The 22,277-nt window shown below is 53.6% G+C and carries 21 protein-coding genes and 2 tRNA genes; 12 read left to right on the top strand and 11 right to left on the bottom strand.

The annotated features are described in order from the left end of the window. Positions 1–5: 5 nt before the first annotated feature. Both tolR and tolQ read right to left on the bottom strand, forming a co-directional pair. Complete coding sequence (tolR, locus tag DFT_RS10200) at positions 6–437, bottom strand: protein TolR (RefSeq protein ID WP_054031094.1); 432 nt, start codon at positions 435–437, stop codon at positions 6–8. A gap of 79 nt (positions 438–516) precedes the next feature. Continuing rightward, the gene (gene tolQ / locus DFT_RS10195; protein ID WP_054031093.1) at positions 517–1,242 is read right to left on the bottom strand and encodes a protein TolQ; all 726 of its coding nucleotides are present in this window, start codon (positions 1,240–1,242) and stop codon (positions 517–519) included. A 381-nt stretch (positions 1,243–1,623) separates the two neighbouring features. Between tolQ and DFT_RS10190 the strand changes: the two genes are divergently transcribed. The 10 genes from DFT_RS10190 (at position 1,624) to DFT_RS10145 (ending at position 13,951) form a co-directional block, all read left to right on the top strand. After that, positions 1,624–2,172: an HD domain-containing protein gene (locus tag DFT_RS10190; protein WP_054031092.1), complete on the top strand. Its 549-nt coding sequence runs from the start codon at positions 1,624–1,626 to the stop codon at positions 2,170–2,172. 197 nt (positions 2,173–2,369) lie between these two features. Beyond that, on the top strand, positions 2,370–3,011 hold the full coding sequence (locus tag DFT_RS10185) for a succinate dehydrogenase cytochrome b subunit (RefSeq protein ID WP_054031091.1): 642 nt from the start codon (positions 2,370–2,372) through the stop codon (positions 3,009–3,011). Positions 3,012–3,026: 15 nt separating this feature from the next. Beyond that, positions 3,027–4,940: a fumarate reductase/succinate dehydrogenase flavoprotein subunit gene (locus DFT_RS10180; protein ID WP_054031090.1), complete on the top strand. Its 1,914-nt coding sequence runs from the start codon at positions 3,027–3,029 to the stop codon at positions 4,938–4,940. Beyond that, a complete protein-coding gene (locus DFT_RS10175) occupies positions 4,937–5,701 on the top strand; it encodes a succinate dehydrogenase/fumarate reductase iron-sulfur subunit (protein ID WP_054031089.1) in 765 nt (254 codons plus the stop codon). The genes DFT_RS10180 and DFT_RS10175 overlap by 4 nt, the downstream gene beginning before the upstream one ends. 418 nt (positions 5,702–6,119) lie before the next feature. Continuing rightward, positions 6,120–6,872, top strand: a complete 753-nt coding sequence (locus tag DFT_RS10170) for a response regulator (RefSeq protein WP_054031088.1) — start codon at positions 6,120–6,122, stop codon at positions 6,870–6,872. A gap of 322 nt (positions 6,873–7,194) precedes the next feature. Next, the gene (locus DFT_RS10165) at positions 7,195–10,602 is read left to right on the top strand and encodes a hybrid sensor histidine kinase/response regulator (RefSeq protein ID WP_054031087.1); all 3,408 of its coding nucleotides are present in this window, start codon (positions 7,195–7,197) and stop codon (positions 10,600–10,602) included. An 83-nt stretch (positions 10,603–10,685) separates the two neighbouring features. Then, positions 10,686–11,159 carry a chemotaxis protein CheW gene (locus DFT_RS10160; protein WP_054031086.1) on the top strand — a complete coding sequence of 158 codons (474 nt, stop codon included), beginning with the start codon at positions 10,686–10,688 and terminating at the stop codon, positions 11,157–11,159. 57 nt (positions 11,160–11,216) lie between these two features. Further along, positions 11,217–12,362 carry a protein-glutamate methylesterase/protein-glutamine glutaminase gene (locus DFT_RS10155; RefSeq protein WP_054032423.1) on the top strand — a complete coding sequence of 382 codons (1,146 nt, stop codon included), beginning with the start codon at positions 11,217–11,219 and terminating at the stop codon, positions 12,360–12,362. A gap of 49 nt (positions 12,363–12,411) precedes the next feature. Beyond that, a complete protein-coding gene (locus DFT_RS10150; RefSeq protein WP_083453427.1) occupies positions 12,412–13,353 on the top strand; it encodes a CheR family methyltransferase in 942 nt (313 codons plus the stop codon). A 40-nt stretch (positions 13,354–13,393) separates the two neighbouring features. Next, complete coding sequence (locus tag DFT_RS10145; RefSeq protein ID WP_054031085.1) at positions 13,394–13,951, top strand: response regulator; 558 nt, start codon at positions 13,394–13,396, stop codon at positions 13,949–13,951. A gap of 72 nt (positions 13,952–14,023) precedes the next feature. Here DFT_RS10145 and murI read toward each other — a convergent pair whose 3' ends face one another. The 9 genes from murI to DFT_RS10105 all read right to left on the bottom strand — a co-directional run bounded on the left by murI (position 14,024) and on the right by DFT_RS10105 (position 19,844). Beyond that, the gene (gene murI / locus DFT_RS10140) at positions 14,024–14,809 is read right to left on the bottom strand and encodes a glutamate racemase (RefSeq protein WP_054031084.1); all 786 of its coding nucleotides are present in this window, start codon (positions 14,807–14,809) and stop codon (positions 14,024–14,026) included. 40 nt (positions 14,810–14,849) lie between these two features. Next, positions 14,850–15,269 carry a YkgJ family cysteine cluster protein gene (locus DFT_RS25010; protein WP_076750677.1) on the bottom strand — a complete coding sequence of 140 codons (420 nt, stop codon included), beginning with the start codon at positions 15,267–15,269 and terminating at the stop codon, positions 14,850–14,852. Next, entirely contained in the window at positions 15,259–15,858 is a 600-nt protein-coding gene (recR, locus tag DFT_RS10135) for a recombination mediator RecR (RefSeq protein WP_054031083.1), read from the bottom strand. Before recR ends, DFT_RS25010 begins: the two co-directional genes overlap by 11 nt. Positions 15,859–16,057: 199 nt before the next feature. Beyond that, positions 16,058–16,369, bottom strand: coding sequence for a YbaB/EbfC family nucleoid-associated protein (locus DFT_RS10130; RefSeq protein WP_054031082.1), 312 nt, complete (start codon positions 16,367–16,369; stop codon positions 16,058–16,060). Positions 16,370–16,380: 11 nt separating this feature from the next. Continuing rightward, positions 16,381–18,057 (bottom strand): DNA polymerase III subunit gamma/tau, encoded by a 1,677-nt coding sequence (gene dnaX / locus DFT_RS10125; RefSeq protein WP_054031081.1) that lies wholly within the window; start codon positions 18,055–18,057, stop codon positions 16,381–16,383. Positions 18,058–18,433: 376 nt separating this feature from the next. After that, positions 18,434–18,527 (bottom strand) — tRNA-Ser (locus DFT_RS10120). Positions 18,528–18,591: 64 nt separating this feature from the next. Continuing rightward, positions 18,592–18,683: transfer RNA gene (locus DFT_RS10115), tRNA-Ser, on the bottom strand. Positions 18,684–18,799: 116 nt separating this feature from the next. Then, a complete protein-coding gene (locus DFT_RS10110; RefSeq protein ID WP_054031080.1) occupies positions 18,800–19,522 on the bottom strand; it encodes a tRNA1(Val) (adenine(37)-N6)-methyltransferase in 723 nt (240 codons plus the stop codon). 4 nt (positions 19,523–19,526) lie between these two features. Further along, positions 19,527–19,844, bottom strand: a complete 318-nt coding sequence (locus tag DFT_RS10105) for a DciA family protein (RefSeq protein WP_054031079.1) — start codon at positions 19,842–19,844, stop codon at positions 19,527–19,529. 371 nt (positions 19,845–20,215) lie between these two features. Between DFT_RS10105 and hflK the strand changes: the two genes are divergently transcribed. Both hflK and hflC read left to right on the top strand, forming a co-directional pair. Next, positions 20,216–21,247: an FtsH protease activity modulator HflK gene (gene hflK / locus DFT_RS10100; protein ID WP_054031078.1), complete on the top strand. Its 1,032-nt coding sequence runs from the start codon at positions 20,216–20,218 to the stop codon at positions 21,245–21,247. Next, positions 21,244–22,221, top strand: coding sequence for a protease modulator HflC (hflC, locus tag DFT_RS10095; RefSeq protein ID WP_054031077.1), 978 nt, complete (start codon positions 21,244–21,246; stop codon positions 22,219–22,221). Before hflK ends, hflC begins: the two co-directional genes overlap by 4 nt. Positions 22,222–22,277: the final 56 nt, after the last annotated feature.

Genomic DNA, 22,277 nt, shown 5'->3' with positions numbered 1-22,277 from the left:
ATCGCTTATCGCTTATTACCTGCTCCGCGATCTTCTTCCACCGGTATGGTCACCATGCCGATCTTATCGACGCCGGCGCCTTTAATCTCGGCCATCACCTTTACTGCCGTACCGTATGGAACACTTCGGTCGGCCTTGAAGTAGACAGCACGATCGGATCGATTTTCCAAAATTTTTTGCAACTTCTCTCTCAAATAATCCACTTCCACGGCGAAATCGTTTATGTAAACCTGTTGATCCTGGTCGATGGAAACCACCAGGTTATCTTTTTGGGCCACGAGGGGTTTTGTGGTCGCTTCGGGCAAGTTCACATCAACCCCCTGCATCATCATAGGGGCCGTCACCATAAAAATAATCAGCAGCACCAGCATCACGTCCACGAAAGGGGTGACGTTGATATCGGACATCAGACGATCGGTATTGGTGTCGAGGGCCATTTCTTAATCCTCTAAGTCGCCATTGCCGTAATGATAGCCCATTTGTTCAGGGCCTGTTCCATGATTTCGGATACACCGGCTAGGGTTGATTGCCGGAAATAATATCGCGTTCGATGATATTGAGGAAATCGGCTGAAAAGCTGATCAGCTCGGTTTCGACCACCCGTATCTTTTGCATGAAAAAATTAAACGCGATGACAGCGGGGATAGCCACGGCCAACCCTGCGGCCGTCGCGATAAGCGCTTCGGAAATGCCCGGTGCGACGACTGCCAAGCTGGCAGACCCTCGCTGACCGATACTGTGGAAAGAATTCATGATGCCCCATACGGTCCCAAAAAGCCCGATAAACGGGGTAGTGTTTCCTGTCGTGGCCAAAAACGGCACCATTTGGGTCATGCGCGTGGTTTCGCTGTTGATGGCGCGACGCAAAGCGCGCTTGACATTGTCCGCACCGGTGATGCGCGTACTCATCGGGGCCGCCCCTTCCTGCCCCGCTTCCTGGCCTTTTCCCCGGCCCGACTGGGTGACCCGTTTCAATTCGACGTAACCGATCCTGAAAATTCTGGCCACCGGGCATCCGGTCAGCTCTTTGGCCTTGGCATACGCGCCCGCCAGGTCCCTTGTTTTCCAGAAATGTTCGGTAAAAAGCGTCGATTCACGGAAAGCTTTCTGAATATACCGCCACTTTATAATAATGATGGCCCAGGAGGTGACCGAGAAAAACAGGAGCAACAACAACACAAACTGCACCATTAGACCGGCACTGCCAACAATTTGGATGATATCGATATCCGTTTGAGTCATGTATCCATTCTCCTACGCTTTGTGCCTGCGAAAACCGCACACGCCATCGCCTCAAAAATCACACCGTCGAGAATAGAATGGAAAAATTGCGCTTTCGGGTGAGGTAATGGTTGCAGGTTTAGGCCTTTTGCCTGAAAAAATGATTTGTGCGCCGTGAAATGATTAACCTTTGAAAAAGCTTTAATAGATTTTATTTGATTGACTAAATTATATAAATTGGCCTTATGTGTCAAGTCAATTGGATGGCCCGCAACGCACCATCTTTTCGGCGCACAATTTCGATGACGGATGCCAATCCTGCTTCTCTTATAGATGGATATCAATGAACTAAACTATGAATAGATCGCCAGATGGATCTATTCTCAAAAGATGGGAGTAATAATGGAAAGAATTGCAGCACTCGTATTCGAAGCACTCTTCTTGAAACAGATACCGCGCAGCGGCTACCAGTTTCTCGGCGCCGGAGGAGAATCGGTCGCCGAGCACACTTATGCCGCCACCTTCATTGCCTTTGTGTTGGCTAAGTTGGAACCCATGGCCGACAGCGAGCGCCTGATCAGCATGTGTCTGATGCATGACCTTCCCGAAGCACGCACCGGTGATCTAAACTACGTCCAAAAACGCTATGTGAAACCCGATGAGGCTGAAGCAAGGGTCGATGCCTTGCGGGGCCTGCCATTCGGTGATCAGATCGGTTCCCTTCTGGCTGAGTTCAACCAAGGCACATCGCTGGAATCCAAACTGGCCCGCGACGCAGATCAACTGGCGCTCCTCGTGGACCTCAAATGCTTAAAGGATGTGGGTTACCAATCTCCACAGAAATGGCTGCCGCACGTCCTCGATCGTATGCAGACCGATGTGGCCAGGCAGTTGGCACAGGCGTTGATCGATTCCCATCGGGACGATTGGTGGTATAGACTTTTTTGTTGACAGTAACAATGTTCTTTCTTAGCGTTCATCTCTTGCGAGTGAAATAGCCTTGAATTTGGAATTTTTTTTCGAGAGCATCTTCTTTTCGCGGGTTTCATGCAAACAAAACAGTAACAACGTTGCCAGCAAATAGCAGGTCATTTTTCTGGCGATGAATAGGGTCGGCCCAAGTCACAACTCAGGAAACGGAGGCGTTTATGAAGTGGTTGTTGGATACGCTGGCTTCATCGATCGGCAAAAAGCTGATGATGGCTCTGACCGGATTTTGTTTCTGCCTGTTTCTGGCCGTGCATCTTGCCGGCAATTTGACGTTGTTCGGGGGCAGGGAGATGTTCAATAGTTACGCCGCCCACCTGCACGCCCTGGGGGTTCTCCTGTTGGTAGGCGAATGGGTATTGTTGCTGTTTGCCCTGGTACACATTGTAACCGGACTGACCTTGTTTTACCAGAATATCAAGGCCAGGCCCAACCGCTATGCGGTGAATAAAAGCGCCGGCGGGCGAACGATCGGATCTGCGACGATGCCATATACGGGCGTCCTGTTGCTGGCCTTTATCGTTTTTCACCTGATCAATTTTCATTTTGTCGACAAGACCCAGACGACTATCTTCGACATCGTTTCCCAGGCGTTTGCCAGCCCCATGTATGTCGGCATCTATGTGATCGCCATGATTGTGGCAGCCGTGCATGTCAGTCACGGGTTCTGGAGTGCATTTCAAACCGTCGGCGCCAACCACCCCAAATATATGCCGATGATTCGGACCTTGAGTATCGTGTTTGCCCTGGTGGTCGGCTTTGGTTTTGGCATACTGCCCATCTTCGTTTCCATCAGCGCATAACAGAAAGGATAACCTATGTTGCTCGACGGCAAGGTTCCTGCGGGATCATTAAAGGACAAGTGGGATCGTCACCGCTTCGAACTCAAGCTGGTCAACCCGGCCAACAAACGCAAGTTCGATATTATCGTGGTGGGTACGGGTTTGGCCGGTGGATCGGCGGCCGCCACTCTGGCGGAACTCGGATACAACGTCAAATCCTTCTGTTTTCAAGACAGCCCCAGGCGGGCGCACAGTATTGCCGCCCAGGGCGGAATCAATGCCGCCAAAAACTACCCCAACGACGGCGACAGTATCTGGCGACTTTTTTATGACACGATCAAGGGAGGGGATTTCAGGGCACGCGAAGCCAATGTCTACCGCCTGGCCCAGGTGAGCAACAATATCATCGACCATTGTGTGGCCCAGGGAATTCCCTTTGCCCGCGAATATGGCGGGTTGTTGGCCAACCGCTCGTTCGGCGGCGCCCAGGTCTCGCGTACCTTCTATGCACGCGGTCAGACCGGGCAACAATTGTTGCTGGGAGCTTACGGCAGCTTGATGCGCCAGGTGGCCATGGGAAAAGTGACAATGTATCCCCGTCGTGAAATGCTCGACCTGGTGCTGGTCAATGGTCACGCCAAGGGCATCGTGGTCCGTAACCTGATCAACGGGCAGCTCGAACGCCATGCGGCCGATGCGGTGGTCCTGGCCACCGGTGGCTATGGCAACGTCTTTTTCCTCTCCACCAATGCCATGGGCTCCAATGTGACCGCCGCGTATCGGGCCTACCTCAAAGGCGCGTTTTTCGCCAATCCCTGTTTTACCCAGATCCATCCGACCTGTATTCCGGTGCACGGCACCTATCAGTCCAAACTCACCCTTATGAGTGAAAGCCTGCGCAATGACGGCCGGGTCTGGGTGCCGAAGAAGCCCGGCGACACCCGTCCGCCCCACCAGATCCCCGAAAACGAGAGGGATTATTACCTGGAGCGCAAATACCCGAGCTTTGGAAACCTGGTACCCCGGGACGTGGCATCCAGAAATGCCAAGGCCCAATGCGACGAAAACAAGGGGGTCGGCGACACCAGACTGGCCGTCTACCTCGATTTCGCCGATGCCATCAAACGTGACGGCAAGGATGTGATTGCACGAAAATACGGCAACCTGTTCCAGATGTATGAAAAAATCACCGGTGAGGATCCCTACACCACCCCGATGATGATCTATCCCGCAGTCCACTACACTATGGGCGGGCTCTGGGTGGACTACAACTTGATGAGCAACGTCCCGGGACTTTTTGTTATCGGTGAAGCCAATTTCTCGGACCACGGCGCCAATCGCCTTGGCGCAAGCGCTCTGATGCAGGGCCTGGCAGACGGCTACTTCGTCCTTCCCTATACCATCGGCGGCTACTTGACCGGCGCCACCAAATTGGATGTGAACACCTCCCAGGCTGAATTCGAGGCATCGGAAAAAGCCACCCGGGAGCGTATCGACAAACTGCTCAGCATCCAGGGCAAAAGAACGGTGGATGATTTCCACAGGCATCTGGGCCTGATCATGTGGGACCATTGCGGAATGTCGCGCAACAACGCCGGACTGGAAAAGGCACGCGGCATGATCCAGGAACTGAGGGATGAATTCTGGAAAAATGTCAAGGTACCGGGTTCTATCGCGGATTTCAATCAGAGCCTGGAACGGGCCGGCCGAGTGGCGGATTTCCTCGAGTTTGCCGAGTTGTTGCTCGATGACGCATTGGCCCGCCAGGAGTCGTGTGGTGGCCACTTCAACGAAGCCTACCAAACCGAGGAGAACGAAGCGCTACGCAATGACGAGGATTATTGCCATGTCGCCGCATGGGAGTTCAAGGGTCACGGTCAGGCCCCGGAACTTCACAAAGAGCCGCTGGCATTTGAAAATGTCCAACTTACGCAAAGGAGCTACAAGTGAGCAAGAGCATCCACCTCACCCTCAAAGTGTGGCGCCAGAAAGGCCCCCAGGACAAAGGCTGCTTTGAAACGCACCAGGCCAATGACATTTCCACCGAAATGTCTTTTCTCGAAATGCTTGACGTGGTGAACGACCAGTTGACCCTGGAAGGCAAGGAACCGATCGCTTTCGATAACGACTGCCGGGAAGGTATCTGCGGCATGTGCGGTGCCGTCATCAACGGGCGCCCGCACGGTGCGCTCAAAGGCACCACCTTGTGTCAACTGCACATGCGTCATTTTAAAGACGGCGATGTCATTGCCATCGAGCCTTTCCGCGCCATGGCTTTTAAAGTGATCAAGGACCTGGTCGTGGATCGCAGTCCCCTGGACAAAATTATTCAAGCCGGCGGCTACATCTCCGTCAGCGCCGGCGGCGCCCAGGATGCCAACGCCATCCCGGTGCCCCAGGAAAAGGCCGAGCTGGCCATGGACGCCGCCCAATGCATCGGATGCGGCGCCTGCGTGGCGGCCTGTCCCAATGCGTCTGCCATGCTTTTTGTAAGTGCCAAAATTTCGCAAATGGCCCTTCTGCCCCAGGGGCGGCCCGAAGCCGCCCGGCGCGCCATTGCCATGATACGCGAAATGGACGCTCGGGGGTTCGGCAACTGCAGCAATGAAACCGAATGTGAAGCCGAATGCCCCAAGGAAATATCGATCACGAACATCGCCCGCCTCAATCGGGAATTTTTCAAGGCCCATTTCGGCTCTTCCATCAAATAGCATGCGGGTTGAGCCCGTGCCGTGAACTTGAGGCGTTGGGTTTTCATCCGGGCGGGGCCTAACCCCGCCCCTACAACGCCAGGTCATGTCAACTTATTGCATTTTTAAAAGATCTATTAGGGGCGGGCTTTATGCCCGCCCGCAACACCTTCTCCTTCAACTCCGACGACCAGTAAAGATAGTGTTGTCACTTCCCGCCATGTGTCTGTTCGATGAGCGCACCGCAGATATTGGGCTTTTTGCGGTGCCGTCAACTCCTTAATGGTTAAAGTTCCAGACGGTTGCGTCGATATAGGAAGTGTATCGGCATTGGACGACACCCAAGCCGCGAATAGTCTGTGTTTAATAAGGATAAAAGCAACGCCACATTTTTGAACCCAAAGCGGACGGGTCACCATGGCCTTACTGGAGATACCGCATGACGTATAAAATAGTGACGGTTGATGACAGCCGGACGATTCGGATGATCGTTAAAAACGCGTTCAAAAATTATGATTGCCAATTGTTCGAAGCCGAAAACGGACGGGACGGTCTGGCCCTGGCGGCTGAAGTTCATCCCGACCTGATCATATTGGATATTACCATGCCGGTTATGACCGGCATCGAAATGCTCGGCCGCCTCATGGCCGACGACGAGCTGAAACACACGGCGGTCATCATGTTGACGGCGGAATCGGGTCGGGACAATGTAATGAACATCGTCAAAATGGGCGTCAAGGATTACATCGTCAAGCCCTTCAAAGGGGAACAGTTGATCGAACGGGTCAAACTGATTCTGGAGGATCTCAAAACGCGCATCGACGCACCCGTGTCAGGAGCCCAGGGACAGGGCGACCATCTTTTCTCTATAGATGGCGACATTGTGGTGTTGACCCTGCCGGAAAAGATCACACGCGCCAAGGCTTCGGAAATCGAACAAATGGTGAAAACAAAAAGCGAGCATATGGTTTCCGCCGGAGCGAATCGTTTCGTACTCGATGTCAGCCAGGTGGTTAATCTGAATATGGCGGCCATGCAAACCGTCCTTTCCCTGGTCAATATCTGCGAACGGGCCAAACTGCTCATTCGCCTGGCCGCCACAAACAGTCAGGCCGAAGCCCTCAAGGGCTTCAAGGAAACCAGCGTTATCCCCACCAAGCTCTCTGTCGAAGCCGCCAAAGCGGACTTCTGACCGCATGTTGCCCTTTGCCGCGTCATACAATTCCGACACCCGGTCCCGACGTGAAAGCTGACGCGCACATGTTTCAATCAAGGTTTCCCGCCGATCCCAATTCCCGTTTTCAGGATGCGGCCAAGCGCCGCACAGAGCACGGCCTCATCTAAAATCACCTAAAGTTTTTTAAATTGCTGCAGATAAATAGGGTGAGGAGCGGGCTGTCCGCCATGTTCTTCACAGCTAAACGTAATGGCTTGTTGCAATGTCGGCAGTCCAACCGAACCGCCAAATGCGTCGCAGTGCCATAACCCAATAAGCGACTCGAAGGAGCACGGCTATGACCATTCAAGATGATGAAACCTTGCAGATGTATTTAGAGGAATCGCTGGAACATCTTGCGGATATTGAAACAGATCTGCTCGCCATCGAGGAAAACGGCGCCAACATCAACGAGGACCTGGTCAACAAAGTGTATCGGGCCGCCCACTCGATCAAGGGAGGGGCCGGTTTCATGGGACTGACCAACATAAAAGACCTCACCCATGAAATGGAAAATATTCTGGGCAAAATCCGCAGTCGGGATATGGTGCCGACCCCGGACATCATCAATGTCCTGCTCTCGGCCGCCGACCAGCTGAAAGCGTTGATGGGCGATATCCTCAACAGCAACGACACCGACATCAGCATGCATGTTCGAGCGCTGAAGGCCATCTTGGAAGCCAATCATGCCGCCGCACCGACCGATGCAACGCAGGTATCGGGCGCGACCAAAACCAAAACAGCTGAAAAAGAGCCAAAAAAATCAGCCCCTGTCTCTAAAAAGGCCAAAGCGCCGAAGACAGCGACCAACAATGAAACTGCGCCCTCGGTTGAAAAACTCGCGCTGTCCTTCCCCGGTGAAGCACCAGTCCTCAACACGGATAAAACTCACGTCACACCTTTCTTTGGAGAAGGAAAGTGTGTCTACCTGGTGAAAATCGACGTCGCCGACCACATCCATGCCCAGGGAAAAACGTGTCGCGGGTTACTCGAAGAAATGGAGCAGACAGGCACCATCATCTGTGCCGACGTCGCCCTTTTGCCATCTGACCAATTGAAGGATGACTGGATTCCGGATGCGCCGACGATTTCTTTTCTGTTTGCCACTATCTTGAAGCCGTCCGACATCAACGTGCTTTTTGAAATCGATCCGGATCACATTATGGAGCTTCGTCCGGATTTACAGCTGTATGGAATCGACGGATCCATCGACGAATCCGCCGATAAAAAGCGTGTATCGACGCCGGGAAACGAGTCGAAGCCGGCTGAACCGACAAGGACTTCGGTCGGCGACTTCTCCCCGCCCGCAATCGACGACCCAATCGAAGAAAACGACCAAATGGATACGACAGACATGGCACTGGAATCCGAAGAGACAGAATCCATGCTGGAAGACTACCAGCAAAGCACCCAGTTCAGTGACTCCAAAGCCGAGACCGGAAACGAAAGGAAGTCGGCGAAATACGAGCACGAAACCAGTTTGCGGGTCCACGTCAGTCTGCTGGATCAACTCATGACCCTGGCCGGGGAACTGGTGTTGAGCCGTAATCAGCTCCTGCAATCCATGGGATCGAGCGACAAACGAGGATCTGAAGTGGCCGGACAACGCATCGATTTGATCACTTCGGAGCTTCAGGAAGCGATCATGCTGACGCGAATGCAATCGATCGGCAATGTCTTCAACCGCTTCCCCCGCGTCGTCCGGGATTTGGCGCGCAATCTCGGCAAACAGGTGGAATTGACTCTGGAAGGCAAGGACGTCGAATTGGACAAGACGATCATCGAGGCCATCGGCGACCCCTTGACCCACCTGGTTCGCAATGCCGTCGACCATGGGATCGAAAAACCCGACGTACGCAAACGGGCCGGCAAGAACCCGGTTGGCCAGATCGCCCTCAGGGCATACCATGAGGCCGGCCAGGTGAACATCGAAATTTCCGATGACGGCCAGGGACTCAACGGCAACAACCTGGCAGCCAAAGCCGTCGAAAAGGGGTTGATCACCGAGGAACAGGCCAAGGTGATGTCGGCCAGGGAAAAAACCAATCTGATCTTCCTCCCGGGCTTTTCCACTGCCGAAAAAGTGACCGATGTTTCCGGCAGAGGCGTCGGCATGGATGTGGTCAAGACCAATCTGGATTCCCTGGGCGGCATCATCGATATCGACTCCAAACCGGGTAAAGGCACCACGTTGCGGATCAAACTGCCCCTCACGCTGGCCATCATTCCCTGCCAGATCGTGGTCACCGGCGGTGAACGCTACGCCATCCCCCAAGTCAACCTGGAGGAATTGCTGCGCATACCGGCCGAACAGGTCCGCAGCCGCATCGAACGGGTCGGCAACGCCGACGTTGTCCGCCTCCGAGGCAATCTGCTGCCCTTGATCCGGCTGTCCGAAATCATCGGTGTCGATGCGCTCTACAAGGACCCGGCAGATGGTGAGACAAAAGCGGATCGACGCAAGGCGCTTGCCGATCGCCGATCGAAAAAGAGTCCGATGATTTCCCCTGATGACATCGATGCGGAAGAAACAGCCGGTGACGAAACCACCAGAAACGAAGAGACACCCAGGCGCTCCCCGGACAGAAGGTACCATGCAGCCAGTGCCTTGAATATTGTCGTGGTTTCCACCGGGGCCGTCAAATATGGTTTGGTGGTCGACACCCTGCATGACTCGGAAGAGATTGTCGTCAAACCCCTCGGGCGTGACCTTAAAAAATGCAAGGGATATGCCGGGGCCACCATCATGGGCGACGGTCGTGTGGCCTTGATTCTCGATGTTTCCAACCTGGCCCAAATGGCCGGCCTGACAACGGTTGAAGGAACGGTCCGGGCCGCGGAAGTCGCCGAGATCGAACGCGAAGCCATGCGCACCAGTCGCGACAAACAGTCGCTGCTGCTTTTCCGCAGCGCGACCGACGAGCAATTTGCGGCACCGCTGAATCTGGTCGAGCGCATTGAAAAAATCAAACGCAGCGATATCGAAGAGGTCGGTGGCAAACAGGTCATCAAATACAGGGGCGGCTCCCTGCCGCTCTTCAACATTGACCAGGTGGCCAACGTCAAGCCCTTGGCCGAACAGGAGAATCTGCTGGTCATCGTCTTCGTGGTCGGCGGCCGGGAAATCGGCCTGCTCGCCATCGGGCCCGTGGACGCCGTGGAAGTCAATCTCAACGTCGATGGCAGCACCTTGCGTCAACCCGGTATCATGGGATCGGCTATTATCAACGATCACACCACCCTGCTCATCGATATCGTGGAAATCGTACAAACCCTTAACCCGCAATGGTTCAAGGAACTTGAAAAAATCGTGGACGAAGACGGCAACGGCGCTACGGTCCTGTTTGCCGAAGACTCCAACTTTTTCCGCAATCAGGTGAAAGCCTCCATGGAAAAGGAAGGGTTCAATGTTCTTGAAGCCGAAGATGGCGCCATTGCCTGGAATTTGCTGCAGGAAAACATAAAAGATGTTTCCATCGTCGTCACCGACATCGAAATGCCCAACCTGGACGGCTTTGCATTAACCCGGATGATCAAGGAAAATCCCGCCTATTCGCATCTGCCGGTCATTGCCTTGACCACTCTGGCCGGCGAGGAGGATATCGCCCGTGGAAAAGAGGTGGGAATCGACGACTATCAAATCAAACTCGATCGCGAGCGGCTGATCCGAAGCATTCATGGTTTCCTGGTGGCAGCCGCAGCATAGAACGATCAACCGCGTGATCAATCAAATACTGATGGTTCGGTTTTTACACGTCCCTTTGTGGGAATAGGAGAAAGGACCCCCCGATGAAAACATCGACTGATATGCCGAAAGCCAGCGGCACCGTAGAGCTCGCCACCTTCTACGTCGGCGAGGCGCTGTGCGGCATGGATATTTTGAAGGTCCAGGAAATCAACAAGCTCATGGAGATGACCAAAGTCCCGCAGGCCCCGAGCTATGTCATGGGCATTCTCAATCTTCGCGGCCAGATCGTCACCATTATCGACCTGGGCAAAAAACTCGGATTGACGAGTGTCAATGTCTCTGAATCTTCTCGCAACATCATCGTCAACTCGGACAACGAATATATCGGCCTGCTGGTCTCGCGCATCGGCGATGTCGTTGAGGCCGAATGGGAAAAAGTCGAACGCCCGCCGGCCAATATCGGAGGTGTCCAGGGGGCATTTTTCAAAGGGGTCTTTAAAATGAAAGACCGGCTGATCGGCATTCTGGATGCCGACCGGGTGCTGTCCGAGGAAAACATCACCGAAAGGGCCTAAATGGTGCCTGCCGCCTTGAAGACCGGTGGCGCCCGAGACAGGCATTGGAACGAGAGAATGGTTCAAGCCCAGGAAATATTGCGGGTCATGGTCGTGGACGATACGGTGGTCTATCGAAAAATCGTCAGCGACGTCCTGATGGAACTACCCAACGTGGAGGTCGTCGGCACGGCGCATAACGGTAAAGCCGCCCTGCTCAAGATCAAGACGCTGAAACCCGACCTGCTCACGCTGGATATCGAAATGCCGGAGCTCAACGGTCTGGAAGTGCTGCAGCAATTGCAGACCGAGGCGCCCCAGGTCGGCGCCATCATGTTGAGCACACTGACCCAGGAAGGCGGCGCCATGACCATGCGCGCCCTGGAATTGGGGGCATTCGATTTCATTCCCAAGCCCCAGGCCGGGACCATGGCCGAAAACAAGGCGGCCGTCAAAGGGGCCCTGGCCCCCATGCTCAAAGCCTTCGAACGCAGCAGGCAGATCAAATCCCAACTCTCCTTGTTGTCCAGGTCGCAAGTGGTGCGGCGTCCTGCTGCAAGCGTGCCGATCCGGACGATGCCTTCAAAGATGGCCGGAAGATCGGAAACCGCTTCCATCATCGGCATCGGTATCTCCACAGGAGGACCGAATGCCCTGGCGAAGATGCTTCCTAAAATCCCGGGTGACATTGGCGTCCCCATTGTCATTGTCCAGCATATGCCGCCGTTGTTTACCCGATCGTTGGCCAACAGCCTCAACAACAAATGCGAAATCGAAGTCAAAGAGGCGGTCAATGGGGAACCGCTGCTGCCCAACGTGGCCTATATAGCGCCGGGCGGCATGCAGATGAAGATTGTTGCCGGAGCCGATGGTAAACAACGGGTGATTAAAATCTCCAACGATCCTCCCGAAAACAATTGCAAGCCCTCTGTGGATTACCTTTTCCGGTCGATCGCAGACCACTATGTGGGTAGGGCCACAGGCGTCATCATGACCGGCATGGGGTCCGATGGCGCCAAAGGGTTGAAGCTGATGAAAAACAACGGCGCCACCGTCATCGCCCAGGATGAGTCTTCCTGTGTCGTGTTCGGCATGCCCAAAGAGCCTATTGAATCAGGTGTCGCAGATGTGGTCGCCCCCCTCGATCTGATTGCGGCCGAGATACTCAAAACCGTGCATTATCGCGCTGCTAAAGTGCCAAACGTGGCTTTGGTCAGAGGTTGACACCGACAAAGGCGGCAGGCCATCAAACGACGAATCGAGATGAACTGAAATGAGTCTCACGACAACCGGGAATCTCTCCCCAAGCATCAGCGCTCAAGCCGCGCCGTCAACTTCGAAGCTGAACTTCGATGCTTTTCCGGGGATCAAGAAATCGATCAAGGTAACGACCGAGGAGATCAAACTCCTCTCCCAATATATCTACACAATTTCGGGTATCCACATCGAACCGTCCAAGGCGTATCTGCTCGAAACCCGCCTGGGCAAACTGCTGGAAAAGGAGAGATGCGAATCTTTTAGCGAGTTTTACTACAAGGCCAAATCCGACCCTTCCAAAATGCTGGAAAAACAAATCGTCGATGCCATCACCACGAATGAAACCCTTTTTTTTCGGGATGCCAACCCCTTCGAATTGCTCAAGTATAAAATAGTTCCGGAGGTGGTAGATAAACGCTCGGCATCCGCGCTTCCCGGCATGCCGATTCCCATTCGCATCTGGAGCGCGGCCTGTTCGACCGGCCAGGAGATCTTCAGTATTGCCATCGTGCTCAAGGAACTCCTGTCGCCGCTGAACCGGTACAACATCAAATTAATCGGCAGTGACATCTCCGATGCGGCGATCAGACAGGCCAGTTACGGCACTTACAATAAATTTGAAATCGAACGCGGGCTGCCACGAGACCGATTGTTGCGCTATTTCTCGGCTTTGGGTGAAAACTGGAAAATTAACGACGAAATCAGGTCAATGGCGACATTTCGCAAATTCAATCTCATGGGTTCATTCAACGGCATAGGAAAATTCGACATCATTTTCTGCCGCAATGTCGCCATCTATTTCAAGCTCGAGGATCGAATCAAGGTATTCGAAAAAATCGCGGATAGCCTTGAAAACGACGGCTACCTGGTCATTGGGGCCACAGAATCGCTCACGGGCGTGTGCCCGCGGTTTATACCCAAACGCCATTTGAAGTCGATATTCTACCAGCTTAAGTAATACCAGGTAGACGTTGCTTTGGTCTGGGGAGGTAAAATCAATGCAAACACTGAAAATATTGGTCGTCGATGATGATCAGGTCACGCGTTCGCTTTTAAAAAAGCGACTGACCAAATTGGATTACGAGATCGAGACCGCCGACAGCGGCGTGGAAGCCATTCGAATGATCTCACATCAATACTTCGATGTCGTGTTGACCGACCTGATGATGCCCGGCGGCGTCGATGGCATTGCGGTACTGGAGACAGCCAAGGAGAACAATATCAAAACAGAAGTTATATTGATTACGGCACACGGATCGATCGACAATGCCATCATGGCCATGAAAAAGGGCGCCACCGACTATTTACAGAAGCCGATCAACTTGGATGAATTAATCCTGAGGCTTGCAAAAATTCAGAATCTCAAACACTTGATCAAGAATGCGAGCGATCTTCGCGTCGCCATGGATGTGACCGAACAGGCATCGGGCGAGACCATTCAAAATTTGGAGATCACCGTGGCTGAACTTGAGGAGCGGATCACCTCGATGCGCTCCATATTGAATCGCCAGGAAATCGCACCTGAAAAACGCATCGGCATGGCCTTGGCGTGTTAGTGCGTTGAAAGCGTTCGTTCGCCCCGTGTTGTCTTCTGTTTTGTTACCCAGCCAGATGCACGATTTGAGAAGTCAAAGGTCGGCCAATTCGATGTGGACCGAACGACCCAATATCAAGCGTGCACTCCTCTGAAATTGATCCGCCGTATCCGTCACAAAAATCTTTAGCCGGCCAGGTCGGTCGTTTTGGGGCCCGTCCGAAGGGTGGGTGTTGAAGTAGTGCCCTACCCGTTGCGCAATGGCATTGGCCGAATCGACCAGCACGACACGGGCGCCGATTTTGCGCTGGATAACCTTGCGCAGGACAGGATAATGGGTGCAGCCAAGGATGAGCGTGTCGATCTGCATGGTTTTAAGCGGATGCATGTACTTTCGGACGATCATGGCCGTTTCCGCCTTGCGGATCCAACCTTCCTCGACCAAGGGCACCAACAAAGGACAGGCGGCGGTCACCACCTTTGCCTCTGGACGCAGTGCCTTGATCGCCCTTTCATAGCCCCCGCTTGCGATGGTAGCACGCGTGCCGATGACGCCGATTCGCAGACGTCTTGATCGTTCGACGGCTTGTCGGGCGCCGGGTTCGATGACCTCGAACACCGGCAGATGATACTGCTCGCGCACGGCTTCGAAAGCGTAACTGGAAGCCGTATTGCAGGCAATGACGATCAAGCGGGCGCCCTTTCGAAGCAGAAAACCCGTATTGTTGATCGAATACCGAATAATGGTGTCGGCGCTCTTGCTGCCGTATGGTGTGCGGGCGGTATCTCCCAGATAAGTAATGTCGTGGCCCGGCACCTGCTCCAAAAGCGCCTTGACCACGGTAAGTCCACCGATTCCAGAATCGAATACGCCGATCATGGGCGCCCCGGCCTTTCTCCCACGCATCGTTGCGGCAAAGTCAACACCTGGAGTCTCCCTCGAGGTCTCCAATGATCCGTCTCAAACAAGCTGACAATGACGCCTTATCCAGGTTCTGTCGAATTCCCGGGCAAGAGTCCGCCATGATCCACCAATTATCGACATCCTTCAGCAGACTGGGAATAAAAGGCCACATACGGCACATACGGGGTTTCACCGGGTGAATGGTGCAAATCCGATCCCAGAACACACAATAGCCATTTTCTTGTTGCGCCAACACCAACCGGCGCCCCGAAGGCGCGCAATAGCGACGTCGCAACGTATCCGGCGAAAGATTCAAAAAGTTTGCGATGCGTTCGATATCTTCAGATGACACGTAAGTGCCGCCGAACCCCTTGCAGCACTCGCCGCATTGGGTGCATTCGAAAAGGTATTCGGCTGTTAACTCTTCAGAGGGCATGGCGGCCATCCAAGGCACATTTTAAAGTCATTTTGTCGATATATTTCAAATCACCACCGACAGGTACACCCGAGGCTATCCGTGAAACGATGACCCCCTTGCCGGCGAGTTGTTGGGCGATGTAGGCGGCCGTGGACTCCCCCTCCACGCCCGTACCGGTGGCCAGAATGATCTCTTTCACTTCACCGGAAGCGATGCGATCGAAAAGTTCGCGGATACGCAGATCTTGTGGACCAATGCCCTCCATGGGCAGCAACGTGCCGCCCAGGATATGATATATACCCCTGAAGGCGCCCGATTTTTCGATGGCTATCATGTCGGCCGGTTGTTCAACCACGCACACCAGGGACGCCATCCGCGACGGATCTCTGCAGATGTGGCATAATTCAGCATCGCTCAGGCCGTAACACTTTTGACAGAGTCTCACCTTCTGCTTGACGTCCATGATGCTGTGCGCCAGTGCCTCTGCCTCGTTGAGCGGTCGTTTCAATACATGCATGGCCAGACGTTCGGCGGTCTTCTCACCCACACCGGGAAGCTTTGCGAAACTTCGAATGAGCGACCTGATGGATTCGGGATAATGTTGCATCTAATTCTCTCGTGCGCGACAGTGAAAATTGAATCAAATGAAATCAGAAAAGTATACATAGTGTCCATCCAGAAATAGGCAAATTGGGTCGAGATCAAGGCATGCTAAAATTTTACCGCAGGTATATGTCGAATATTCCGAGGATAAAATTTTGAGCAGAACGCCGATATCGAGCCAATTGGCCATTTGTGGATGGGCACTACATAAATCCCGGCAGGTTGAACCCACCTGTCAATTTGCCCATTTCCGAGGCGACCATCTCCTGTGCCTTGTTCAAGGCATCGTTGACGGCTGCCAAGATAAGATCTTGCAGCATTTCAATATCTTCCGGATCGACGACCTCTTTTTCCAAGGAAATTGAAACGATTTGCTGACGGCCGTTGGCGACGGCCTTCACCATTCCACCGCCAGCCGTGCTCTCGACGGTCTTTTCCGCTAACTCTTCCTGCATTTTCAACATCTTGGACTGAAGCTTCTGGGCCTGCTTCATCATGTTTCCCATACCCTTCATCACCAAACCTCCTATGGCACTTTAATGTCCACGATTTTTCCGCTGAAAAGTTCCAAGGCGTCCATCACCAGGGGGTGCCCAAGTGCTTTCTGTTTGAGTTCTTCGCCTTTTTGCTTTCTCTTTTGCCGTTCGTCCATATCTTTAATATTTGAAAGCAATTTCAATTGCAGCTGTCTGCCACTGGCCTCTAAATAGTATTGTTGCAAAAGATTCGATTGGCGTTGGACGCTCTTGAGGTTGAAGTCGTTACCGCTGACTTCTATCTCCCAGGAATCATTGCCCTGGGGAATGATCCGGCTTTTTCTCAAGACCGCACCCAACGCCGGTTTATCCTGATCTATACGCCCTAAAATGACTTCCCAAATGTCTTCACCGCCCCCGTTTCCACCCTCGACATTTCTTATCTCAAGTACCTGTACCTTTGAAGAGGAATCCTGTCTCGCGGGTGGTGTCGTGGCCCCAGCTTCCGCTTCGTCCGAGATGGGCGCCGTCTCAGGATTTGTCGCAACTGGGGTTGGGGGTACCATCCTCTTCAGGTCCGCAGGTCCGGATTGACGAAGCTGTTCGAGCCCGGCGACCAGTCGATCGATGGACAACGCCGGCGGTGTTTGAAACAGTTTGAGAAAAAGCAGTTCCAGCGCGAACCTCGGTTGGCTCGAAAATTTGATACCCTGCTCTGCCTGGAAAAGCAATTCCAGTATCTGAATCAAGAATGGCCCCGGCACCTCTTTGACCTGAGCCGCCATCTGCCTGATTTCGTGTGCGGGCAGATCGACCAGACGGCTGGCGCGATCCCCGAGTTTGACCAGCGCCAAGTTGTGGAAATGGGCGACCAGATCGGCATAAAACCTTTTTATCTCGAAGCCATGGCGCCAGACCGCATCGATCTGCTCGAGTACGCCGGCGGCATCGCGCGAAAAGACGGCTTCGGAAACGTCAAACAGGTGCCTGCGCTCGACCGCGCCGAGCAAGTCGGCCACAAGCTCGCTCGTAATCTCGGCCTCGGCGCAGGCCAATACATGGTCCAGAAGACTCAATGCATCACGCATGCTGCCGCCCGCTTCCTGGGCGATGAGATCCAGGCTCTGGTCATCGATGTTGACCTGCTCTTGATCGCAGATAGCCTTGAGATGAGAAACAATGGCCGCCAGCTCGATCCGGCGCAGATCATGCCGCTGGCACCGGGACAGTATGGTCACCGGAATTTTATGCGGCTCAGTGGTCGCAAACATGAACATCACGTGTGCCGGCGGCTCCTCCAGGGTCTTGAGCAGGGCGTTGAAAGCCGCCAGGCTGAGCATATGGACTTCGTCGATAATATAGATCTTATAGCGGCTGTGGGATGGCATGTACTTCAGGTTATCGCGAAGCTCACGAACCTGATCGACACTGTTGTTCGAGGCGCCGTCGATCTCGAAAACATCCGCCGCATGGCCGCTCTGAATCTCCAGGCAGGATCGACATCGTCCGCAAGGGTTGCCGGTCGGCCCCTGTTCGCAGTTCAGGGCCTTGGCCAGAATTCGTGCGATGGTCGTTTTGCCGGTGCCCCGAGGGCCGGCAAACAGGATCGCATGCGCCACTCGTCCGGCCTCGATGGCATTTATCAAGGTGCGCGTGACATGCGCCTGCTGAACCACGGCGTCAAAATCCTGAGGCCGGTATTTTCGGGCAAATACCAAGTAGCTCATGGCAATTACGATGCTTTCCCTCTGCTATCATTCAACTCAGATGGTTCTTATAGCGCACCTGGTAGGCTGGTGCAATAAGGCCTGCGCTTTCCCAGGGATTCTAACTGGTGTCCATCCACAAATCTCCAATTTGCCCAATATCGGCGTTGCACGAAGAATTTAATCCTCGGAATATCAACTATATGCCTGCGGTTAAATTTTTCGTGCGCCTTGATCTCGACCCAATCTGCCTATTTGTGGACGGACACTACCTGAACTCGATTCAGTAAACCCGGCGTGTGTGGAACAGGTGGCCGATGTGGCCGATGCCACACGCCCAGAGTCCAAGTGCGGGGAGTATCAAATGGGGTTACAGGGAATCATATGAAGGAGGGTATGGCGGAGAGAGAGGGATTCGAACCCTCGGTGCCGCTATAAACGACACACACGATTTCCAGTCGTGCTCCTTCGGCCAGCTCGGACATCTCTCCGTGTAAAACGACTTTGGATGCACATGGCCATGGCGGATCTGTTTTCCGATCACACTGTTGGGCGTGGCGGAGAGGGTGGGATTCGAACCCACGATCCCGGGTAAACGGGATACCGCTTTTCGAGAGCGGGGCCTTCAGCCACTCGGCAACCTCTCCGGATTTCCCAAGGGGCCGCGTGCAGGTTTGGTTCAATAGCCTTTTTGATACGCAGTGTCAACGGTTGATGTATTCGCAAAAAGGCTTGGCCGAACAGCGCCGTAAAAAATTCAGGATCAAGGACGCATCATCTCCTGCACCGATTCGGTATAACGACCATCCCTTTCGTAGACAACGAGAGGCGATGCTACGTCCAAACCGGGCCTGCCCCCCTGGACGCCTTTGACGAGCACAAGTTTGGCCGGATCCCCGCAATAAGATTGAACCGCTTGAATCCATTTGGGTTCAATGGCGGCCTGTCGCATGTGACAAAGTAGATCGACGGTTCGCGCCGCAGAAAAGATCGTGGCCAAACGCCCTCCCGCTTTGAGGAGCCTCGCGGCGGTTCGCATCCATTGGGCCAGATCCACCTTCAGCTCGAACCGGGCCAATGCCCTTTGTTCATTAGGATTCAAACGACCGGTCTGGGGCCTACGATAGGGCGGGTTGGTGACGATCCAATCATAGGGCCCGGGTGTTTCAGGATCAGGAAGCAATTTCATATCGACGTGCCGAATTTTGATCTGATCGTCGCATCGATTTTCGGCAACATTGAGTTGTGCCAACCTGGCCAGTTCCGCCTGCACTTCCACGCCTGTGATCTGAACGCCTGGATAACGGGTCGCCAGTATCAACGGTATTATGCCGCAACCGGTTCCCATATCCAGAACAGATTCGCCTGGCTTGGGTCGAATGACGGCGGCCAGCAAAACCGCATCAATGGAAAATCTGTATCCGGCAAGCGATTGGGTAACCTGCAATTGTCCATCAAAAAAGGCGTCTTTGGTAACCTCGGTCATCGGGTTAAATGTTCCCGACCTTGATCTTAACCGACCGGATATAAGGCTGCTCCAACTCAGCATTCAATTTGGCGATCAGGTCCTGTTCCAAAAAGCGCAGATGGTGCAACCAGGTGGATGAACTCACATGTACCAATAACGTATCACCCTTGAAGGCCGCTGGCCGTGCGTTGGCTGCGATGGCTGTGCCGACGGCACGATCCCAGACTTCCCAGACTCGCAGCAGTTCTCGATCTTTCACCGGCCGATGGTGCTGCATCAGCTTATCGATGACGCTGCCGATGGGAACAAATTGATTGCGGTTGCGGCGATAAGAACTCATTGGCCTGTTTATTGATTTTATCAAAATTCGTATGGTATGCCTTAAACTTCTCTGGGCCATAGATCAGCCGCTTTTGTTTTGTCAAGCGAAACGACGCGCTACCAGCGATCCAAATGGATAGCGGCAGAACCAGATGGATAGCGGCAGAACCAGGCTTTTCCGCCGCCATTTTCGATTTAACGATTTTTCCTTGACTTACAGACATCTGCGCTTTAAATTGTGACGCTATGGAAGGATTTGAAATTACTATAAAAGAGCGTGAAGGCACCACATTCTGAGTGAAATGGCCTGGGATGTGGCCCATTTTTTTGAACGGCAATTCACTCGTATCACAAATATTCAAACCCATAGAAAGTGCAGGTGACGCTAATATGGCTTGGGATTGGGAAAAACTAAATCAACAGCAACGAAGCAGCGGACCGCCGCCCAACGTGGAAGATGTGTTAAAGCAGTTCAAAAACATGAAAATTCCAGGAGGAATGCTGGTCATCGCAGCGCTCGTGGTCGTGGCCGCAATCTTCTATTCAAGTTTTTTCACCATCGACACGGGCGCAGTCGGTGTTATCCGACGATTTGGGGCGTTTGTTCGAACGGCTCAACCCGGACTGAATTTCAAAATGCCCTTCGGCGTCGAACAGGTCACGAAGGTTCCCCTGGAAAAGGTTTTCAAGGAAGAGTTCGGGCTGCAGGCGGAACGTACCAGCCAGCAGCGGGTGCCGACCCTGTCCGAATCGGCTGGTGAATCCCTTATGCTCACCGGCGATCTCAACGTGGCCGTGGTCCCCTGGATCGTTCAATACCGTGTCAAAGATCCATTCAATTACCTCTTCAAAGTTTCCAATGTTCAAGCCCTGCTGCGTGATCTTTCGGAAGCGAGCATGCGGCTGGTCGTGGGTGATCGCAGCATCAACGAGGTGATCACCAAGCGCCAGGAGATCGCCGACCAGGCCGAAGAGGTACTGCAACAAGAGTTGGATCGGGCCGAGACCGGCGTATTGCTCGTCAACGTGGAGCTCAAGCGCACCAATGTTCCCGCGCCGGTGCAACCCTCTTTCAACGAAGTCAACCAGGCCATCCAGGATAAAGAGAAGATGATCTACGAGGCCAAGGAGGACTACAACAAGGCGATTCCAGCGGCGCGCGGCGAAGCCGAGAGGACCATCAAGGCGGCCGAAGGGTACGCACTGGATCGGGTCAACCGGGCGCAGGGCGATGCACAACGTTTCAAAGCCCTCTACGATGAATACGCTAAAGCCAAGGATGTGACTAAAAGACGCCTCTATCTGGAAACCATCCGCGAGATCATCCCCAAACTGGGGCCCAAGTACATCGTGGATGAGGATCAGCAGAACCTGCTGCCGTTGTTGAACCTGGGAGAACAAGGAAAAGGTAGGGATCAATGAATATCAAAGTCATCATCGGTGCAGTGGCCGCCTTCGTATTGATCGTGGCCTTTTCCAGCGCCTATACCGTGGACGAGACGGAACAAGTCGTGATTACCCGATTCAGCCGGGTCGAGCGGGTCAGTCAGGAGCCGGGACTGAAATTCAAGATCCCCGTTATCGAAAAGGCGATCATCTATCCCAAGAACTTGCAGGAGTGGGACGGTGATCCAGGCCAGATCCCGACAATGGACAAGACCTATATCTGGGTGGACTCCTTCGGTCGCTGGAAGATCGTCGACCCGGTCCTCTTTTTCAAAACCATCGGTACGGATTCGCGACTGGCCATTCCCCGTTTGAACGAAATCATCGATCCGGCCGCGCGCAACCTGATCACCTCCAACCGGCTGATCGAAGCGGTCCGGAACTCCAACCGGGAACTGGACACCCTGGAAGTTTTCGATACAGGTACGGGAGACGTCACCATCGATACGGAGGATGTGACCGAACGCAAGCCATCGACCTATACGATCCAGGTCGGCAGGAGCCAGATCGACGCCTTGATTTTGGAGCAGGCCCGGGACAAGTTGGAGGAATTCGGTATCGAGTTGGTGGATGTCAAAATCAAGCGCATCGATTACGTGGAAGAGGTGCGCAAATCGGTTTACGCCCGAATGATCGCCGAGCGAAAGCAGATTGCGGAGAAATTCCGCTCTGAAGGGCGCGGTGAAGCCCAGAAGATATTAGGCGATAAGGAGCTGGACCTGAAACGAATCCAGTCCGAAGCCTATCGCACCGCTCAGCAGATCAAAGGCAAGGCGGACGGCGAATCGACTCGGCTTTATGCTCAGGCATACAGCATTGACCCTGAATTTTACTCTTTCAAGAAAACCATGGAAATCTATGCGGAGACCCTCGGCAAGGACAGCAATCTGGTTCTTTCGACCGAATCGGAGTTATTCAAGTTTCTGAAGGGGTACGCCGGCGAAAGGTAGTAATTCGCTCGGGTGGGTTGCTGGAAATAAGAAGCACCGTTGAATCAAACCATCCA

The sequence above is a fragment of the Desulfatitalea tepidiphila genome (assembly GCF_001293685.1).
Taxonomy (GTDB): Bacteria; Desulfobacterota; Desulfobacteria; order Desulfobacterales; family Desulfosarcinaceae; genus Desulfatitalea; species Desulfatitalea tepidiphila.
This window is presented reverse-complemented; position numbering and strand designations above follow the sequence as displayed.